This is a genomic window from Nitratidesulfovibrio termitidis HI1, from assembly GCF_000504305.1.
GTDB classification, from domain to species: domain Bacteria; phylum Desulfobacterota; class Desulfovibrionia; order Desulfovibrionales; family Desulfovibrionaceae; genus Cupidesulfovibrio; species Cupidesulfovibrio termitidis.
Genome location: NZ_KI632512.1, coordinates 2387613 through 2403388 on the forward strand (window position 1 = coordinate 2387613; position 15776 = coordinate 2403388).

Below are 15776 nucleotides of genomic sequence, written 5' to 3' on the forward strand. Positions count from 1 at the left end.
CCCCGCTGGCGGTGCCCCAGGCCGACCGCCGCACAGGCTCCGAAGCAATCCCCGGAGTTCCCATGCCCGACAGCGCCACCAGGCCGGAACAACCTGCCCCCCCTTCCTCCGCCACACCTGCTCCCGGCCTGCCGCCGTCCGGCCAGCCGCCTTCGGGGAATCCGCCCGTTTCGTGGCGGCCCGTGCAGCCCGCCGACCTTGCCGGACTGTTGCACGTCTACGGCGACCCCACCCGGCCGGTGCGCCCCGGCGATGCCGTGGGCCGGGTATTGGACGGCTCGGCCTTTGCCGCCCTGAGTGATACCCGCGCTCCCCTTGGCATCGACCTGATCACCGGCGAGTTGATGGCTCGCGAACTGGGAGTACTGGAACGCGTGCCACGCGCATCCGCCACCGACACGGCGGACCCCGACGGACCACACACCCTCATCCTGCGCCCGCTGGTCACCGTCAGCCCAGACGGACTCGCCGTCCTGGCCGACGTGCACCCCACTGACCACCGCAACCGCCCCCTTGGCGCCGACGTCTACGCGGCGGCGGTCCAGCGGCTTGGGGTCGTCGCCGCCACGGACAACGGCCTGCTGGCGGGCCCCGCGCTGGACGACGCCCTTCGCGATGCCGCGCACATGGGGCCGCGCATGGGCGTGGTGCTGGCGCGCGGCATGCCGCCGGTGCACGGTGAAGACGCCCGCCTCGAATTCCAGGCCAATACCGGCGCGGCTTGCGTGCTGCGGCAGGACGAAGGACGCATCGACTGTTCCGACCGCTGGCCCCACTTCACCGTGGAAACGGGCGACCCCGTGGTGCGGGTGCATCCGCCCACCCCCGGCATGCCCGGCATGGACGTGTTCGGCGCCCCCGTGCCGCAACGCCACGGCACGCCGCTGGAACTGCTGCCCGGCCCCGGCATGCGGCGGTTGGAGGAGGTGGGCGGCGCGGTGCTGTTCATCGCCACCGCCCCCGGCCTGGTGGACGTGGCCAACGGCACGGTGACCGTCTCGCCGCTCAGGATCATCGACGGCGACGTGGATCTTTCCACCGGCGACGTCACCGTGCCCGTGGGCTCTGCCGTGGTGCGGGGCACCGTGCGCAGCGGCGTGACCCTGACCGTGGAGCGCCACGTACTGGTGGAGGACACGGTGGAGAACGCCCGCGTGCGCTGCGGAGGCGACCTGATGGTGCGCGGCGGCATCGTCATGGGCCGGGCCGGGCGCGAAGCCGTGGGCAACGTGGCCGGTGCGCCGGGCGGCGGGCAGGCCGGGCAGCATGAGAAAGACGCGCAGCCGCCCCCGCCGGGCATGCGCGCAGCCGCGCTGTCGGTATCCGCCCCGGTGTCCGCTCAGGTGTCGGCCCAAGTGTCGGCCCAGGTGTCGGCCGCGTCTGGCGCGCACGCCGCAGCGGGCGCAGGGGCATCCGCGCCCACCTCCGCCGCATCCGTACCCATCGCCGCCGCATCCGTACCCATCGCCGCCGCATCCGGGGCGGCAGCCACGCAGCCAGCGGGCGCGCCCCTGCCCACGGACCCGGACGCAGGCATCGAAGCGGGCGGCAACGTGGTGGCCGCGCACGCGGCCTTCGCGCTGGTTACGGCGAGGGGCGACGTGGTGATCCCCTCCGGGGTCACGGGTTCGCGCATCACGGCGGGCGGGCGGTTTCTGGCTCCGGGGCGCGGGGTGGTCATCGGCAGTGCCATCCGCACGGGCGGCGGCATCGACGTGGGCGAGGCCGGGTCCGTGGCCGAGGTGCCCACCCGGCTGATGGTCCAACCGGATACCGGGCAACTCAACGGCCTGCTGCGTGAACGCGACACCATCGCCGAGCGCATGGCCCGCATTTCCGCCGAACTGCCCCCCGGCCCGGACATGGCCGTGCTGCTGCAAACCCCGGAGGAAGATCGCACCCTGGTCGAAGCGCTGCTGCGCATACGCCGCGAACTGGACGAGCGCCAGCGGAGCCTGGGTCAGGACATCGCGCTGGCCCGCAAACGCCACAACGCGGAACTGGCCGCCAGCCCCGTCATCATCCGCCGCCGCACCCACGGCGGGGTGCGGGTGCAGTTCGGCGGGCGCGGGCACGACGCCATACCCGCCGAGACGGGCGTGCAGTACGTATGGCGGGCCGCCGCGCGCCGGGTGGCGATAGAGCCCGCCCCGGCCGTGCCCACGGAGTTGCTGTTTCCGCCACGCCCCGTGAACGGCGCGCTGCCCGGCCCGCTGCGGTCTGGCGAAACGGCGCGGCCTGGCGGAACGGCGCCGGACGCAGCGTCATCTGGCGGGCCACCCCCTGGCGGGGCCGCGCCCGCATGACCGGGCCGTGCCGCACAACCGCCGCGCAGGCAGCACTCCCGCAAGTTCCCGCCCCCACACGGAGCACCGCATGACAGAACGCATCCTGTTCGTGGACGACGAACCCAACATCCTCGACACCTTCCGCCGCAACCTGCGCCGCGCCTTCGATGTGGCCACGGCGGAAGGCCCGGAACAGGGCCTGCAGTCACTGGAGGGCAAAGGCCCGTTCGCGGTGGTGGTGTCCGACCTGCGCATGCCGGGCATGGACGGCATCACCTTTCTGGAGCACGTGCGCCAGCGCGCCCCCGACGCGGTGCGCATCATCCTTTCCGGACACGGCGACTTCGCCACGGCCGTGGCCGCGGTGAACCGGGGGGCGGTGTTCCGCTTTCTGACCAAACCCTGCCCGCCGGAAGAACTGGTGGGCGTGCTGCGCGATGCCATGCGCCAGCACCGGCTGGTGGTGGCCGAACGCGAACTGCTGCGCGGCACCTTGCGCGGCAGCGTGCAGGTGCTGACCGACGTGCTGGCGCTGGTGAACCCCGAGGCCTTCGGCCGCAGCGAGCGCATCCGCGACCTGGTGGTGAAGGTGGGCGCACGGCTGGACGCCAAACCCCTGTGGCAACTGGAACTGGCCGCCATGCTCTGCCAGCTGGGCTGCGTGGCCCTGCCGCCGGACACCCTGCGCAAGCGTCTGGCCGGAGAGACCCTGAACGCCGAGGAACAACAGATATGGGGCATGCATCCGGAAATCGCCGCCGGTCTGCTGGCCCACATCCCCCGGCTGGGCGAGGTGGCGGCCATGATCGGCGCGCAGCAGATGCCGCCGGACCCGGACGTGCCGTTGGGCGCGCGCATATTGCGGGCGGCGCTGGACTACGATGTGGAGCTGCGGCGCGGCCATGCCCCCTTGCAGGCCGTGGCCGCCCTGCGGGCCATGCCGGAACGCTATGACCCCACCGTGCTGGACGCGCTGGCCGCCGGGCTGGCCGCCGCATCGGACGTGCCCATGCGCGAGGTGCCGGTGGCGGCGTTGCGCCCCGGCATGGTGCTGGCGCGCGACCTGGTCGACACCGGGGGCGCCCCGCTGCTGCTGGCCGGGCAGCGGGTAAGCGATGCCTCCATTACCCGACTGCGCAACCTGGCCGACATCCTGAACGCGGACGGCAACGCGTGGGTGGTGGATGGCGTGCGCAAGGGGCCGGGGGCGTAGGCGCTGTTGCCGGGTTGTCCTTCACCCGTGACCGGCAGCTCACCGACATAGCCCCCACAAAACGCGAAGCGTGCCCATAGGGCACGCGCGAACCTTTGGCGGCCACTCACCCCCGCATCACGAGCGCCATGCCGCCCACAGGCGGCGCACGGTGCTGCGCAGCAACGTGCCGGGGCGGAAGCTCATGGGCTTGAGCACGCCGGGCGCCTTGAACCGGCTGGCATCGAAGGTGTCCGGCCCCTCGCGCACCAGTTCGATTTCAGCGGGCCATGCGCCGGGTGCGCCCCGCCGCATCAGTTCGGCCCACAGGGGCACCTGCTCCGCTGTCAGGCCCAGCAGCCCGCAAATCACCGCATCCAGCGCCACACCGGACGCAGAGGCCCCCACCAGCCCCAGAAGGTACGGCTTGCCCGACCCCGGCCCGGTCACGTGCATGGCCTCCACTCCGTCCAGCAGGGCCGCCGTGGGCGGCAGCGCCGCCGCCACCTCCACCAGCGCCCCTTCGAAGCGGTGGTCGCGGTCACCGTGGCGGGTGTGCACAAAGGCCTTGCGCACGCCGGGCACGCAGCCGAACAGGTTCTTTACCGCCAGGGTGACGCGCATCTGGCTGTGCGCCTTCAGGCGCGGCACGCTGAGCACGCCGTCCGCCTGCAACGCGCAGCGGGCCACGCCGATGGACCCGCCGAACGACAGGGGCACCTGCACCGCGTCATCAAGGGGGGTGACGGACAGGCCGAGGGGACGCAGTACCTCGGTAAGGCCGATGGCCTCGGCCACGCCGCGCGCCGTGCCGAAGCCCGGCGAATCGGCCACGGTGATGCGGCATCCGCTGTCCAGCAGCCATGCGCAGGCCGCACGCACCACCTGCGGATGGGTGCAGCTGAGCGCCGGGGCGGCGCGCAGCAGGTTGGGCTTTACCAGCACGTGGCCGTGCGGCGGGGCCCAGCCGCTGGCGTCCAGCGCCTCTGCCACCACGCGCCCGATGCGTTGCGGGTCGTAGTCGGGGCAGCGCAGCAGGGCCACGGGGATGGGCCGGGCGGCATTGGTCGAAGATGCACCAGAGCCCATTGCATCTGGCGGGGTGTATGCGCCGCCACAGGCTGCGCCTGCGATTTCAACGGTTGCGCCAGCCCCATCCATGCGCCGGGACGCAGGCAGGGGCACGGGCAGGCCGGATTGCCCCGATGGGCCGGGATTGCGGGACTGGCCGGGCTGGTCGGGCTGGCCCTGATGCGGGAACGCGTGGGTCACCGGGCCTCCCCGTCCGTGGCAAAGGTGGCGATCTGGTCGATGATCATGCGGGCGTGGGTCTTTTCCTGCGTGGCCAGATCCAGGAAGGCGCGCTCCGCAAGGCCGCCCAGCCCGCTGCCGCGCCGCGCCTCGTCGGCAAGGGTGCGGTACAGGTCGTAGGCGTTCATTTCCACTTCCAGCGCCAGTTCCGCGATGTCCAGGCAGTCGCCGCTGGCGGCGTCGCGCAGCCACGGTTCCAGATCGGCCACGGCCATGCCGCCTTCCAGCACGCGCCCTTCCAGGGCGCCGAACAGCGCGTCGAAGGACGGCAGCGGGCCGCGCGTGGCGTCGGCGTGGGCATCGGCCTCCCAACTCTGCGCAAGGTGGTGATAGACCACCTTGGCATGAGCCAGTTCCACGCCGATCAGCCGGTCCATCAGCGCGCACACGGCGGGCTGCGGCCCGACGTCGCGCACGCGGGTGTACAGCAGGTGGGCGGCCTTTTCCATGTCCAGCGCGCGGCGCAGCAGTTCCACCATGCTGCGCACCCCGGCGAACACCTGAATGCGCGGGCTGTCGGCCACGGACTGACCTGTCCAGGCGTTCATGCCGCCCGTCAGGCTCAGGATGCGGCCAACTGGTGCGCCGCCCCCTTCGGAACGCGGCGCGGCAAACCTGCCGCTTTCCGCCGCCATTACCGCAGCTGCGGCGGAACGCCCCCCGCTGCGGCAGTAGAAAACGTGGTCCTGCGCCGGGTCCAGCGTGGCCAGCAGGCCCGCCAGTTCGCCCACGGGCGCCAGCCGCGCGCCGGGGATGTGCTCCTGCCGGTATTCCTCGGGCTGGCGCACGTCCACCAGCACGTAGCTGCCCTCTGGCCGGGCGGCCATGTAGTCACGCAGGGCTTGCGGAGAAATGGACTCGATGGGGACGCGGGGTGATGGGCTCATGGTGCCTCCTGCGGGTGGATGCGACGGGACAGCGCGGGCCGGGGGCATGCGGACGGGACAGCTCAAAGGCACGTAACGGCAACGCACGCCGACTCGCTGGCGCCATTCTACCCGACACAGCCGTACCTGCAAGGGCATCGTGCACCCCGCACGGCCTCGTCCTGTTCCCTGCCACCCTTTCGCCACTTTCAACCCACTTTCATGTTGACAGCTTCGGCCACCGGGGCTACACACCTCTTCTCGCGTGTCGGGATGTAGCGCAGCCTGGGAGCGCACCTGAATGGGGTTCAGGGGGTCGGAGGTTCAAATCCTCTCATCCCGACCAGCTTAGACACGCAAAGGCCGTCGATCGAAAGATCGGCGGCCTTCTTCGTTTGGCGCGCAAACCGTGGCAACGCGCCTACAGCCCGTACTGGGTGCGGATCAGTTCGTACACGCCCTTGGCGCGCAGCGTGGCCACCGGCGCGAGGAAGGTGGCGGTAACCGTGCCGGGCGCGCGACCAATCTGGATGTTGCCGGTGATGGTGGCGCGGTTCATCACTTCCGGCACGGTGCAGCCCAGGAAGGTTGCCGCGCGGTCCAGCGCGCAGGCCGTGGCGTCGTTGAGGGTGGGGCCGGTGCCCACGAAGGAGATGGGCGCGGATTCTTCCAACTGCACGCCCCATGCGTCCGCCTGCTGCCGGGCCTGGCGCTTTTCGTCCTCGTTCAGGGGGCGGGACAGCAGGGGCAGGTCGTCGTGCACCGGCAGGATGATGGGGCCGCCGCAGGTCACGCCCTTCAGCACCGAGACCTGCATGGTGATGACCCCGGCCACGTCGGCGGTGTGCCCCGCGATTTCGCCGTCGCCCTGCATGGCGTGCATGTCGCCCACGTACACCCCGCCGCCGGGCACCCGCACCGGCGTGATCAGCACGGCCCCGGCGCGCACGCGGTTGATGTCCATGTGCCCGTCGGTGACGTCGGACAGTTGCTCCTGCGTGATGGCGTATTCATGCGGCGCGCCCACGAGGAACGAGCCGAAGTCGCGCGCGTTGTGCGAATCGGGAATCTGCCGGGTGGGCATGACGCCAAGCTGCCCCACGAAGGGGATCATGCGGCTGACCACGCCGGGGATGTCGCTGGGGGCCAGGGCCACCACCGGGTTCTGAATGGAGTTGTCCGGCGTGCACATGAAGTCGCGGGCGCTGGCGGCCACCCGTTCGGCGGCGGCCTTGTTCAGGGTGACGCCCAGCGTGCCCTGATCATTGAAGGCGATGGTGTAGCCGTTGGTAAAGGCAAACGGCGCGGCGGGCGCCCCGCACGCCGCGCAGCGGATGCAGTCCGGCCCGCAGCCTTCCACGCAGGTGTTTTCGTACAGCGCGCCGCACTGCGGACATTTGCCCGCCACGTAGGGGTCGCCCAGGCAGCGGTCCGCGAACATGCTGTCGTTGCCGGACGCCGTGACCCGCGAGGTGACCTGGATGGACAGAATGCGGATGGCGATGGAATCGCCCGGCTCCGCGCCCTGCACGTGCACCGGCTGCGTCACCTCGTGCCCGCCCCGGATGGCGGGGGTAAGCATGGGCCCCCAGCAGCCGGGAGCGGTGTTGGCGACGATGATGCCGCCATCCTGCACCGGCCCCAGCATGGGGACATCCGGGCCGAGGATGCCGTTGGTGAAGGTATTGACGAAGACTGTCCTGTTCGCCACGAGCGTGCTCCTTGTGTAGAGGTGGAGGTATCGCAGAGGAACTGGACAGAGCCTAAGCACGTTGCAGTGCGAATGACCAGTGCCGGAAATGGGAGTGGCGCTTGCGGGGGGATGGGGCGTGGGCAAAGGCGGAGGTACTGGCTGGTGGATGCTTTTTCGGCACTGTCGGCCCCGCGCAGGGGCAGGACATCATCGATGTGTGGAACGGCCCCGAGTACCGGGCATTCCGCGACAGGGTGACGGCCAAAGGCTACCCGTTCTGCACCAACTGCAACGTGTACCCCTGCGACGACATAGAAACCACTACCTTCGAAACCGACTGCTACGGCGAACCCGTGCCGTGCGGCGACTGTCCGTGGTGTCTGGGGTTATTGCAATGCATGGGGCAGGAGGCGGGGGAGTAACCCTCCAATTCCCGCTACGCCATCCACACATTTTCTAAAAATAGGGACATCGCAAGGAAGCCAGACAGGGCCTAATACCTAATGCTGTACACGCTGTGAATTGACCGCTTCGCTGTTTGAAGTGAAACTTTCTAAAAATGAAGCACATTAAGAAGCATATCCATTACAACATATAATAATTTATATTCCCATCGCGTTCCAATATAAAAACTTTGAACGCCCAGTAAACACGATCCATCTTCACAACAAGGTTTCGGAAAACATGTTCGCCGCGCCACACCCCATAATTCTCATAAACAACAGAAAATTCTTTAGCAAGCAAAATTCCCCACTCATACAAATCATACTCATGCAGCCCTAAACGTGCAAAACTAACAGATGCATCTTTAACTTCCTTTACACCATCCAAATGTCCCAAAAAAAAGCCTAGTTTCTCAAGAAATTCTGACGTGCGATTGAACAGTACAGAGTAAAATACTTCAAAATCTCTTGTTTCATGAAAACGCAATCGTGCGGCATAAATATCGTGCGCAGCACGTACCAATGCCTGACGCGCGGCTGAAGCATAGTCCCCCCCTATGGCGGGGTTTAACCGCGCACTGATTCGCGCACTAAAATAGCCCTCCCACGCAGAATACATGGAACTCAGCATACCGTCATATAGGTTCCCAAAAACTACTCCCGTTTTAAATCTCGGAAACATTGAACAAACCATTCCCCTTGCGGCAATCCGCGCAAGCAGAAAGACCAAAGTATAAAGCGACACAAGTCGGCGCTCGCTCCCCCCTCCTACAAGCTCCCGGGCTACATCTGCGTGTGCAAAGATCGAAATTCTAAGCGTCTCATCATTAATTTCTGACACTATGTACGCATGCGGCCTGCCCTCGTACTCCGTAAAAAACGTAATCGCGCCAAGTGATGAAATATCATACGCGCTGAAAAACGCCGAAACCACCTCACCCACTGCCCTTACAATCTCCCCTCGCTCTTCTTCGGCGACACCTTCAAACAAAAAAATACACTCAAATTCACCAGCAACACCAGGCTCTACACGTTCACAACTCTGGCCTTCAGCATGTCCCGCCCGCGAAGCTAATGTCGATTCAACAGCACTAATAACCTGCTCATCGATTACGCTTGACGACCTCTTTCCTATATAACCCCTCATCAATGACAATCCATCACTCTCATATGAGCTAACAAAGAACGATTCACTACATTTAGCAGCTAACTCATTAAAAATACCACCAATGCCCAACGGCACTTCATCAGAATATCCGACAAGCAGCTTGCGAGGAGAAAGCGGCGTCATTACGCATTTTAATGACTCTGAGTTTTCATACAGCAACGGAGACGGATCACTCCGTTCATCTTTCAAGCAAATAGCCACACAATCCGGCAGGATATATACATCTTTTAAAGACTCAAGAACAACCCAGTGCAACCTTCGCAACCCCTTGGCCCTAACTTGTGGGGCTAAACTCATCCCCAGTACACGTTTATGGGCACCCTCAGCAGCTTCAGCGGCTTTATCCTCCAAGCAATCGGACATTTTTTCAAACTGCACAGAAATATCCGCCATCAACGCAGGCCTCTTCTCAAAAAAAAATTCCATCACAATCCGCCCTAGCAGATCATCAGGGAAAGGCGGCAGATCAACCTCTTTTCTCTTTATGAACTCAGCTATTTCATTTTTCAATATTTCTTTAGGTGACCCATCCTCATTGACAAGAAACGCTTCAAGAACACCATCACGACAAATTTCTTTCGTCGCAATACTAACCAGTGACACCACAGCCCTCGCCATAACAGATCTAAAATGATCTACACGAACTGATAAATGAGCTACATACTCAGCAGCATCATCGACATCGGCACATTGACCGTCACCACAACAAGAAATACGTTTAAATATTGACAACAGTCTGTTTTCATAGCCTGTTATTAAATCATCCAGAGATCCTTTTTTATTTTCAGAATAAAAGTGCAATCTACTCGCCACACCTCTAATAGCCTTTAGCCTTACTGGGTAGTGTTTATGATACGAATAGACGTGCTGCTTACGACATGAAGAGACTGCCTCAAACTTTCTAAGCAGCATTCTTGGAATATAATGTTGTTCATTTCCACTCATGTCTTCAATTATCCCCCTCAAAAACACACCGCTTGTACACACACTCCAAAATTGGAGCGATTATAGCGCCCCCCCCTCAACACACCTGCCTCTTCCTTCGCGCGCACTCTATTTCCTCGACAAGGTCGGCCATGTCGAAGGGTTTGGCCACGTAGCCGTCCATACCGACGGCCAGAAAGCGTTCCCGGTCGCCCGCCATGGCGGCGGCGGTCACGGCCAGAATGGGCACATTGCGCTTGTCCGCAAAGCGGGGTGACGTGCGGATGGTGCTGGCGGCGGTAATGCCGTCGGTATTGGGCATGTGGATGTCCATCAGCACCACGTCCACCTCTTCGGCGGCCAGCCGGGCCAGCGCGTCGTCGCCGTCCACGGCCAGTGTCACGCGGTACCCGGCCTTTTGCAGCAGCCGCTGACCCACCAGCCGGGTGGTGGCGTCGTCTTCCGCCAGCAGCACGCGCACCGGCGTGCCATTCTGCGGCGGGGGCGGACAGTGGACCACTTCCGGCGGCACTTCGCACCGCGCCACCGCGCGGAAGGGCAGGGTCACGTAGAACGCGGTGCCGCGCCCTTCCTCGCTGTCCACGCAGATGGTGCCGCCCAGCAGCGCCACCAGCCGCCGCACGATGGACAGCCCCAACCCCGCCCCCTGATGCCGCCGCACGTACGAATTGTCGCCCTGGGTAAACGGGTCGAAGATGCTGTGCAGTTGGGCGTCGGGTATGCCCTTGCCGGTGTCCTCCACCATGAACAGGATGCCCGCCACACCTCCGCCCGCATCCGTACCATCTGTGCCATCCGTGCCATCCGCGCCATCCGCGCCATCCGGCCCGCCGCCGTTCGCGCCACCAGCCAGACCCGCGCCCGCGCCATTTCCGCTTGCGCCGTTCCTGCCCGCCATGCCCGCACCGGCCTCACCGGAGCCCGCGCCGCCAGCCCGGACAGACCGGGGAAAAGGGCGCGAGAGGGGCGACAGGCTCAGCCGCACCCCGCCCCGTTCGGTGAACTTCAGCGCGTTGCCCACAAGGTTGAACAGTATCTGGCGGGCCTTGCCCTCGTCGCCCAGCACGGTCTGCGACAGGCCGGGGGCAAGCTCCACGTCCAGCGAAAGGCCGCGCGTGCCCAGTTCGAACTGGAACAGTTCGCGCACGGCCTCACCCAGCCGCGCCACGTCAAAGGGCTCGCTGGCCACGGGCATGCGGCCTGCCTCCACGCGCGACAGGTCCAGCAGATCCGTCAGCAGGTGCGCCAGCCGTTGCGCCGAGCGAATGGCCAGATTCACGTACCCCGCGTGTTCCGGGTCGGCCAGGTCTGCCTTCAGCAGTTGCAGCGCGCCCAGAATGCCGTTGAGCGGCGTGCGTATCTCGTGGCTCATGTTGGCCAGGAACAGGCTTTTGGTCTCGCTGGCGCTGTTGGCCTGGCGGTTGGCCTCGATCAGTTCGCGCTCGGCGCGCTTGCGCTCGGTGATGTCCTTGATGGTGCCATACACGCGGCGCCGCTCGGCGTCGTACTTGGCGCGCGACTGGATGTCGGCCACCACCCCGTCCGAGGGACGGCGAATCCTGAATTCGATGACGTATTCCACGCCACGGGTGGTCAGTTCATGCAGTGCCGCGTCCAGCGCGGGGCGATATTCCGGCAGGGGGATGGCCTTCACGGCCTCGAAGTTGTCGCAGCCGTCCGGTATGCCGTAGATGCGCCGCGCACCTTCAGAGGTGACCAGTTCGCCGGTGCGCAGGTCCACCTCCCAGTTGCCGATGCCCGCCACCAGCTCGGCCCGGCGCAGGCGCGCCTCGCTTTCGCGCAGGCGTTCGCTCTTGGCGTGCAGCCGCTCCAGCATGCGCTGATTGCGGCTCTGCAGAAACGACACCAGCAGCGAGACCACCGGCATGGTCAGCATAAAGACCAGCAGGCGGCTGACGCTGGATTCCGAATAGGCGAACGTGGCGAACCCGGTGGACCAGGTCAGCAGCACGTACACGAAGGACAGGCTCACGCTGGCAAGCCCCGATGCGTGCCCGCCCAGGTACGCCGCCAGCACGATGGACACCACCAGCAACAGTACCGGGTTGTGCACCTGCACGCCCTGGCGCGACAGGAAAAACAGCGCCACCGCCATGACCACCGTCAGCAGCGGCCCGGCCAGCACCAGAACTGTCTTGCTGGGTCTCACGCTTTCCCCCGTGGCCGGGTGCGCTGGCGGCGCGCATCGCGGTCTGGCTGATGTTCGCGTGCTGTCGGGCCCGGACACACTCCCCCGGACGACTCACCCTATCGACTCGCCCTATCGACTCGCCCGGTCGCACTCTCCCAAACGCACTCTCACGGACGCACGCCCCCGGCCCCTGCGGCAATGGCGCGGGCTGATGTCGCAGCCCCCACCCGACGCCGGACGGCAACATTCGCCCTGTGCACCATCCACACGGAACAGGCACGGCAGTACGCTGTGGCAATGCCTGCGCAATACCCCGGAGCGGCCCGCACGGCAACAAGTCTAGAAAAATTTTAACACGCCGACAGAATGAAGAGACGCATCGACAAGAACGGGCACGAACCGGCAAGAGCGGTAGGCACGGCAAGAACGGCAGGAGCACAACGAACGGCCTGGGGTTCGTAGCGGCGGCACAGGGGTGCGGTGGGGCGCGACGCCATGATCGGATGGCGGGACGCGGTGGCGGGGCAGATGCAGAAAGGAGAATGCGCGCTACGGGGCGCGGGCGAGCCGGATCAGCTGAAGCGGGCGGCAACCTGCTTGCCCATGCTCAGCACGCAGTAGGCAATGCAGCTTACCGATTCCGCATCAAGGCGCGGGCTGTCCTGCAAGGCGCAGGCAGAGACATGGTGGTCGGCGCAGGACTGGCTGCGGCGTGTCATCAGCAGTGAAGGCACGCCGTTTCTGACAAGGCTTTCGTGCAGGGTGGCGCGGTCCGCATCGTTCTCCATGGTGCCCGCGTCGACCAGCGCGAAATCGAAACGATGCGTATCCAGCGCGGGCAGGGCATCTTGCACCCTGCGCACCACGAAGGCTTCCGCGCCGCGCTTGCGCAGCTCCCACTCGCACATGAACGCCGACATGGGATTGCGATCCACCACAAGAACAAAAACGCCCGTCAGCATACCCCCCCCAAGGGATGGTGCCACGGGCCGCGCAGACGCACTGCTCTCCGATGCAGGCAACCCGGCTGTCTCTGCACGAGATCCGTGGCTTTCCGTCCCCGCTTCACAGCGGGTTTGGCTTTCATTTGTTATGTAGGAGTGACCCACCCTAAAGGATGTGTCAATGTGCCACGCCAAGCACACGAAGTCGCACATCCAGCTTTTACATAATTATTTCATTGCATTCACAACGCACCCACAATCCCCTTCCGCAGCCCTACCTGCAAAATACGGGTTTCACCTAGTCGCGAATATCGACAGGGCAATACTCTTTGGGGCAGCGCTGCCGCCGCAACCATCGGGCGGTACGAACACAGGGATACGAAATGGCGTACCGGAGCACTGGCGGCACATTGTCGCACGGCCCTTGCCTGCGCCTGCGCATTGGGGCATGCCCGCCTGTGGGGCTGGCCGGACTTCGCCACCACGGCGTACGGTCACCACGCCGCCATCGCGCCGCCCGTCTTCCACCGCCCCGGAGGCAGCATGTTTCCACTTCGCATTGCCGCTGCATACTGGTGCGCACTGTGTGCCGCCGCCATCGCCAATGGCGCCCTGCGCGAGGCGTGGTTGGGGCCCCGCCTGGGCGCCGCCGCAGCGCACGTGCTCAGCACGCTGCTGCTCTGCGCGGCGGTGGGGCTGGCCGCCCTGCTCTACGCACGGCGTCAGGGCTCCGCGTGGGGCGGGCGGGGCATGTGGGCCAGCGGCCTGTTCTGGGCGGGCCTGACCGTGGCCTTCGAATTCCTGTTCGGGCATTACATGGCCGGGCGTCCGTGGCAATGGCTGCTGGCGGATTACGACATCACGGCGGGGCGGGTCTGGGTGCTGGTGCCGGTGGCGTTGGCGCTGGGACCGCGCCTGGCCTGGGGGTGGATGCGCGGCAGGGGATGACGCGGCGCCAGTGGAGTGTGCCGGGGAAGAAGGTCGTCGTCCGCCGCATGCGCCGGGGGCCACCCGCCGGGGACCACCCGCCGGGGGCGCTGGCGGTCCCCCGAGACATGGCAGTTGCCATTGTTTCCCCGAATTTCGCCATGTTCCCTTGCAGTCCCGGCTGACGTCCCCAGGGCGCTCTCCGGAAAGCGCGCAGCGAACCATTTCCCCCACGACCGCGAGGCGTCAATTTGGCATTGCTGTGCATGTTCACCCGATTTCCTGTCGGTTGCTGGCGGGTTGGCTGTTCCAGTTTGTCGGCCGGGTCCGGGGTGAACAACCTACCAAGGCACTACAGCCCACGCGGTACGATCATCACGGAGGACGGATGGAAGCCATCGACAGGGTGTTGTGTGAATTTGGCGCCCGCATGGGCATGGACGGCCTTGCCTTCGACGGGGACGGCATCTGCGTGCTGCGCTTCGACGAGGTGACGGTGAACCTCGAACTGGAGCGGGACAAGGGCGCGGAAGGGCAGCTTCATGCCTTCAGCGTGGTCGCGGAACTGCCGCAGGACGAGGCGCGGGCGACGGCGGTGTGTCGCCATACCCTGGAGCAGAACGTGGGGCTCATGCTGGCGGGCGCGGGGTCCGTGGGGTTGCGCCAACCGCATGGGCTGGTGCTTGCCAACAGCGTTGGCGCTGCCGGCCTGGATGTCAACGGACTGGAAGCGTTTCTGGAGCGCCAGGTGGTGGTGGCCGAGGGCATGCGCGAAGCCGCCGGGTCTATCGCCGGTGAGGCCGGGGACGCTTCCCCCATGCAGATTCCGGGTACGGCGCTGCGTATCTGATTGCCCTCCGCACGGCGGCGGCACGCTTGTTGTAGAAGTCCGGCCATCGCCTAAAGCGGTGGCGTCGGGGCGCGTGTGCGGATACGGTGTTCGCCGCGTCGGAAACTGCCCGGCACAATTCGAAGGAGAAGACGCATGGTCGGTGACTTGCAGGTTCTCGGAAGGATGCACGCCTCGCTGGAGGCCATCGGCACCGATCACGTGGGGGCGCAGGGCGGCGACGTGGTGGCCGCCACGCACGGGGCGTTCGGACGCGCGGTGAACTGGCTGCGTTCGGCCTTCGGCGGGGGGGCGGCCCGCGCGAACCAGGGCGCAGTCGGCAACCTGGTGGCCCAGATGCGTGCGGCGCACGTGAGCGATGCCGCGCTGGACGTGGCCCAGCGGCTGCTTTCCGCGCAGGCCGCGCCAGGCAGGCCGCTTTCGGGCAGAGCGGCGGCCCAGGTGCTGGATACCGTCATCAAGTGGACCAGCGAGGAGCAGGCGCAGTCGGCCAACCTCGACATCAATATCGCCGGCTTGCAGGATCACCTGGCCAGCGAGTTCGACACCATCTTCGAGCAACGGTACGCCCGTTTCGGCATGAAGGACGTGGCCCCCACGGCGGAAGACCGTGGCGTCATCATGGATGCCCTTCGCACGAAGTGCCGCCAGTGGGGCGAACGGCACGCCATGCGCGCTCCCGGCCTTGCCGAGGCCCGTGAAATGATGGACGAGGCCTGCCGCGTGCGCGGGCTGGCGCGGCTGGACGCTTCCCTTGCCGCCCGGCTGGAAGCCGGGGCCAGCCGTCTGGTCATCGACCTGGGCGGCATAGAGTACATCAGCTCTGCGGGCCTGCGCGGCATTCTCGGCCTGCTCAAGGCCTGCAAGTCGGGCGGGGTGGGACTGGCCTTCTGCGGCATCGGCGAGATGGTGGGCGAGGTGTTTCGCATCTCCGGCTTCACGGGAATGCTGTCCATCCACGCGACGGCGGACGACGCCGTGGCCGCCCTGGCCTAGG

Annotated in this window: 12 protein-coding genes, 1 tRNA gene and 1 riboswitch; of the genes, 7 read left to right on the forward strand and 6 right to left on the reverse strand. The window is 65.9% G+C overall.

From position 1 onward, the window contains the following. The first annotated feature begins 62 nt into the window (after positions 1-62). Both DESTE_RS09730 and DESTE_RS09735 read left to right on the forward strand, forming a co-directional pair. Positions 63-2306: a FapA family protein gene (locus DESTE_RS09730; RefSeq protein ID WP_035067279.1), complete on the forward strand. Its 2244-nt coding sequence runs from the start codon at positions 63-65 to the stop codon at positions 2304-2306. Between the two features lie 70 nt (positions 2307-2376). After that, a complete protein-coding gene (locus DESTE_RS09735; protein ID WP_084559421.1) occupies positions 2377-3501 on the forward strand; it encodes a response regulator in 1125 nt (374 codons plus the stop codon). Positions 3502-3618: 117 nt separating this feature from the next. Here the strand turns inward: DESTE_RS09735 and DESTE_RS09740 are convergent, their stop codons facing one another. Together DESTE_RS09740 and DESTE_RS09745 are read right to left on the reverse strand one after the other, a co-directional pair. After that, complete coding sequence (locus DESTE_RS09740; RefSeq protein ID WP_245590797.1) at positions 3619-4752, reverse strand: DUF362 domain-containing protein; 1134 nt, start codon at positions 4750-4752, stop codon at positions 3619-3621. After that, positions 4749-5678, reverse strand: a complete 930-nt coding sequence (locus DESTE_RS09745) for a rhodanese-like domain-containing protein (RefSeq protein ID WP_035067280.1) — start codon at positions 5676-5678, stop codon at positions 4749-4751. Before DESTE_RS09745 ends, DESTE_RS09740 begins: the two co-directional genes overlap by 4 nt. A gap of 248 nt (positions 5679-5926) precedes the next feature. Here DESTE_RS09745 and DESTE_RS09750 point away from each other — a divergent pair. Further along, a tRNA-Pro gene (locus DESTE_RS09750) sits at positions 5927-6003 on the forward strand. A gap of 75 nt (positions 6004-6078) precedes the next feature. Here DESTE_RS09750 and DESTE_RS09755 read toward each other — a convergent pair. Beyond that, complete coding sequence (locus DESTE_RS09755) at positions 6079-7368, reverse strand: acetamidase/formamidase family protein (RefSeq protein WP_035067281.1); 1290 nt, start codon at positions 7366-7368, stop codon at positions 6079-6081. A 101-nt stretch (positions 7369-7469) separates the two neighbouring features. On the opposite strand from DESTE_RS09755, the gene DESTE_RS09760 reads away from it, so the two are divergent. After that, complete coding sequence (locus DESTE_RS09760) at positions 7470-7772, forward strand: SPASM domain-containing protein (RefSeq protein ID WP_035067282.1); 303 nt, start codon at positions 7470-7472, stop codon at positions 7770-7772. Positions 7773-7935: 163 nt separating this feature from the next. Here the strand turns inward: DESTE_RS09760 and DESTE_RS17630 are convergent, their stop codons facing one another. The 3 genes from DESTE_RS17630 to DESTE_RS09770 all read right to left on the reverse strand — a co-directional run bounded on the left by DESTE_RS17630 (position 7936) and on the right by DESTE_RS09770 (position 12978). After that, a complete protein-coding gene (locus DESTE_RS17630) occupies positions 7936-9906 on the reverse strand; it encodes a DUF4238 domain-containing protein (RefSeq protein WP_156925317.1) in 1971 nt (656 codons plus the stop codon). 76 nt (positions 9907-9982) lie between these two features. Beyond that, the gene (locus tag DESTE_RS09765; RefSeq protein WP_051384410.1) at positions 9983-12076 is read right to left on the reverse strand and encodes a hybrid sensor histidine kinase/response regulator; all 2094 of its coding nucleotides are present in this window, start codon (positions 12074-12076) and stop codon (positions 9983-9985) included. A gap of 554 nt (positions 12077-12630) precedes the next feature. Continuing rightward, positions 12631-12978 carry a hypothetical protein gene (locus DESTE_RS09770; protein ID WP_156925318.1) on the reverse strand — a complete coding sequence of 116 codons (348 nt, stop codon included), beginning with the start codon at positions 12976-12978 and terminating at the stop codon, positions 12631-12633. A 94-nt stretch (positions 12979-13072) separates the two neighbouring features. Then, positions 13073-13149, reverse strand: a riboswitch (cyclic di-GMP riboswitch). A 396-nt stretch (positions 13150-13545) separates the two neighbouring features. On the opposite strand from DESTE_RS09770, the gene DESTE_RS09775 reads away from it, so the two are divergent. From DESTE_RS09775 to DESTE_RS18420, 3 genes are all read left to right on the forward strand, one after another. Further along, on the forward strand, positions 13546-13950 hold the full coding sequence (locus DESTE_RS09775; protein WP_035067286.1) for a hypothetical protein: 405 nt from the start codon (positions 13546-13548) through the stop codon (positions 13948-13950). Between the two features lie 367 nt (positions 13951-14317). After that, on the forward strand, positions 14318-14779 hold the full coding sequence (locus DESTE_RS09780; RefSeq protein ID WP_051384411.1) for a type III secretion system chaperone: 462 nt from the start codon (positions 14318-14320) through the stop codon (positions 14777-14779). 135 nt (positions 14780-14914) lie between these two features. Further along, positions 14915-15775 carry an STAS domain-containing protein gene (locus DESTE_RS18420; RefSeq protein WP_245590798.1) on the forward strand — a complete coding sequence of 287 codons (861 nt, stop codon included), beginning with the start codon at positions 14915-14917 and terminating at the stop codon, positions 15773-15775. The last annotated feature ends 1 nt before the right edge of the window (position 15776 follow it).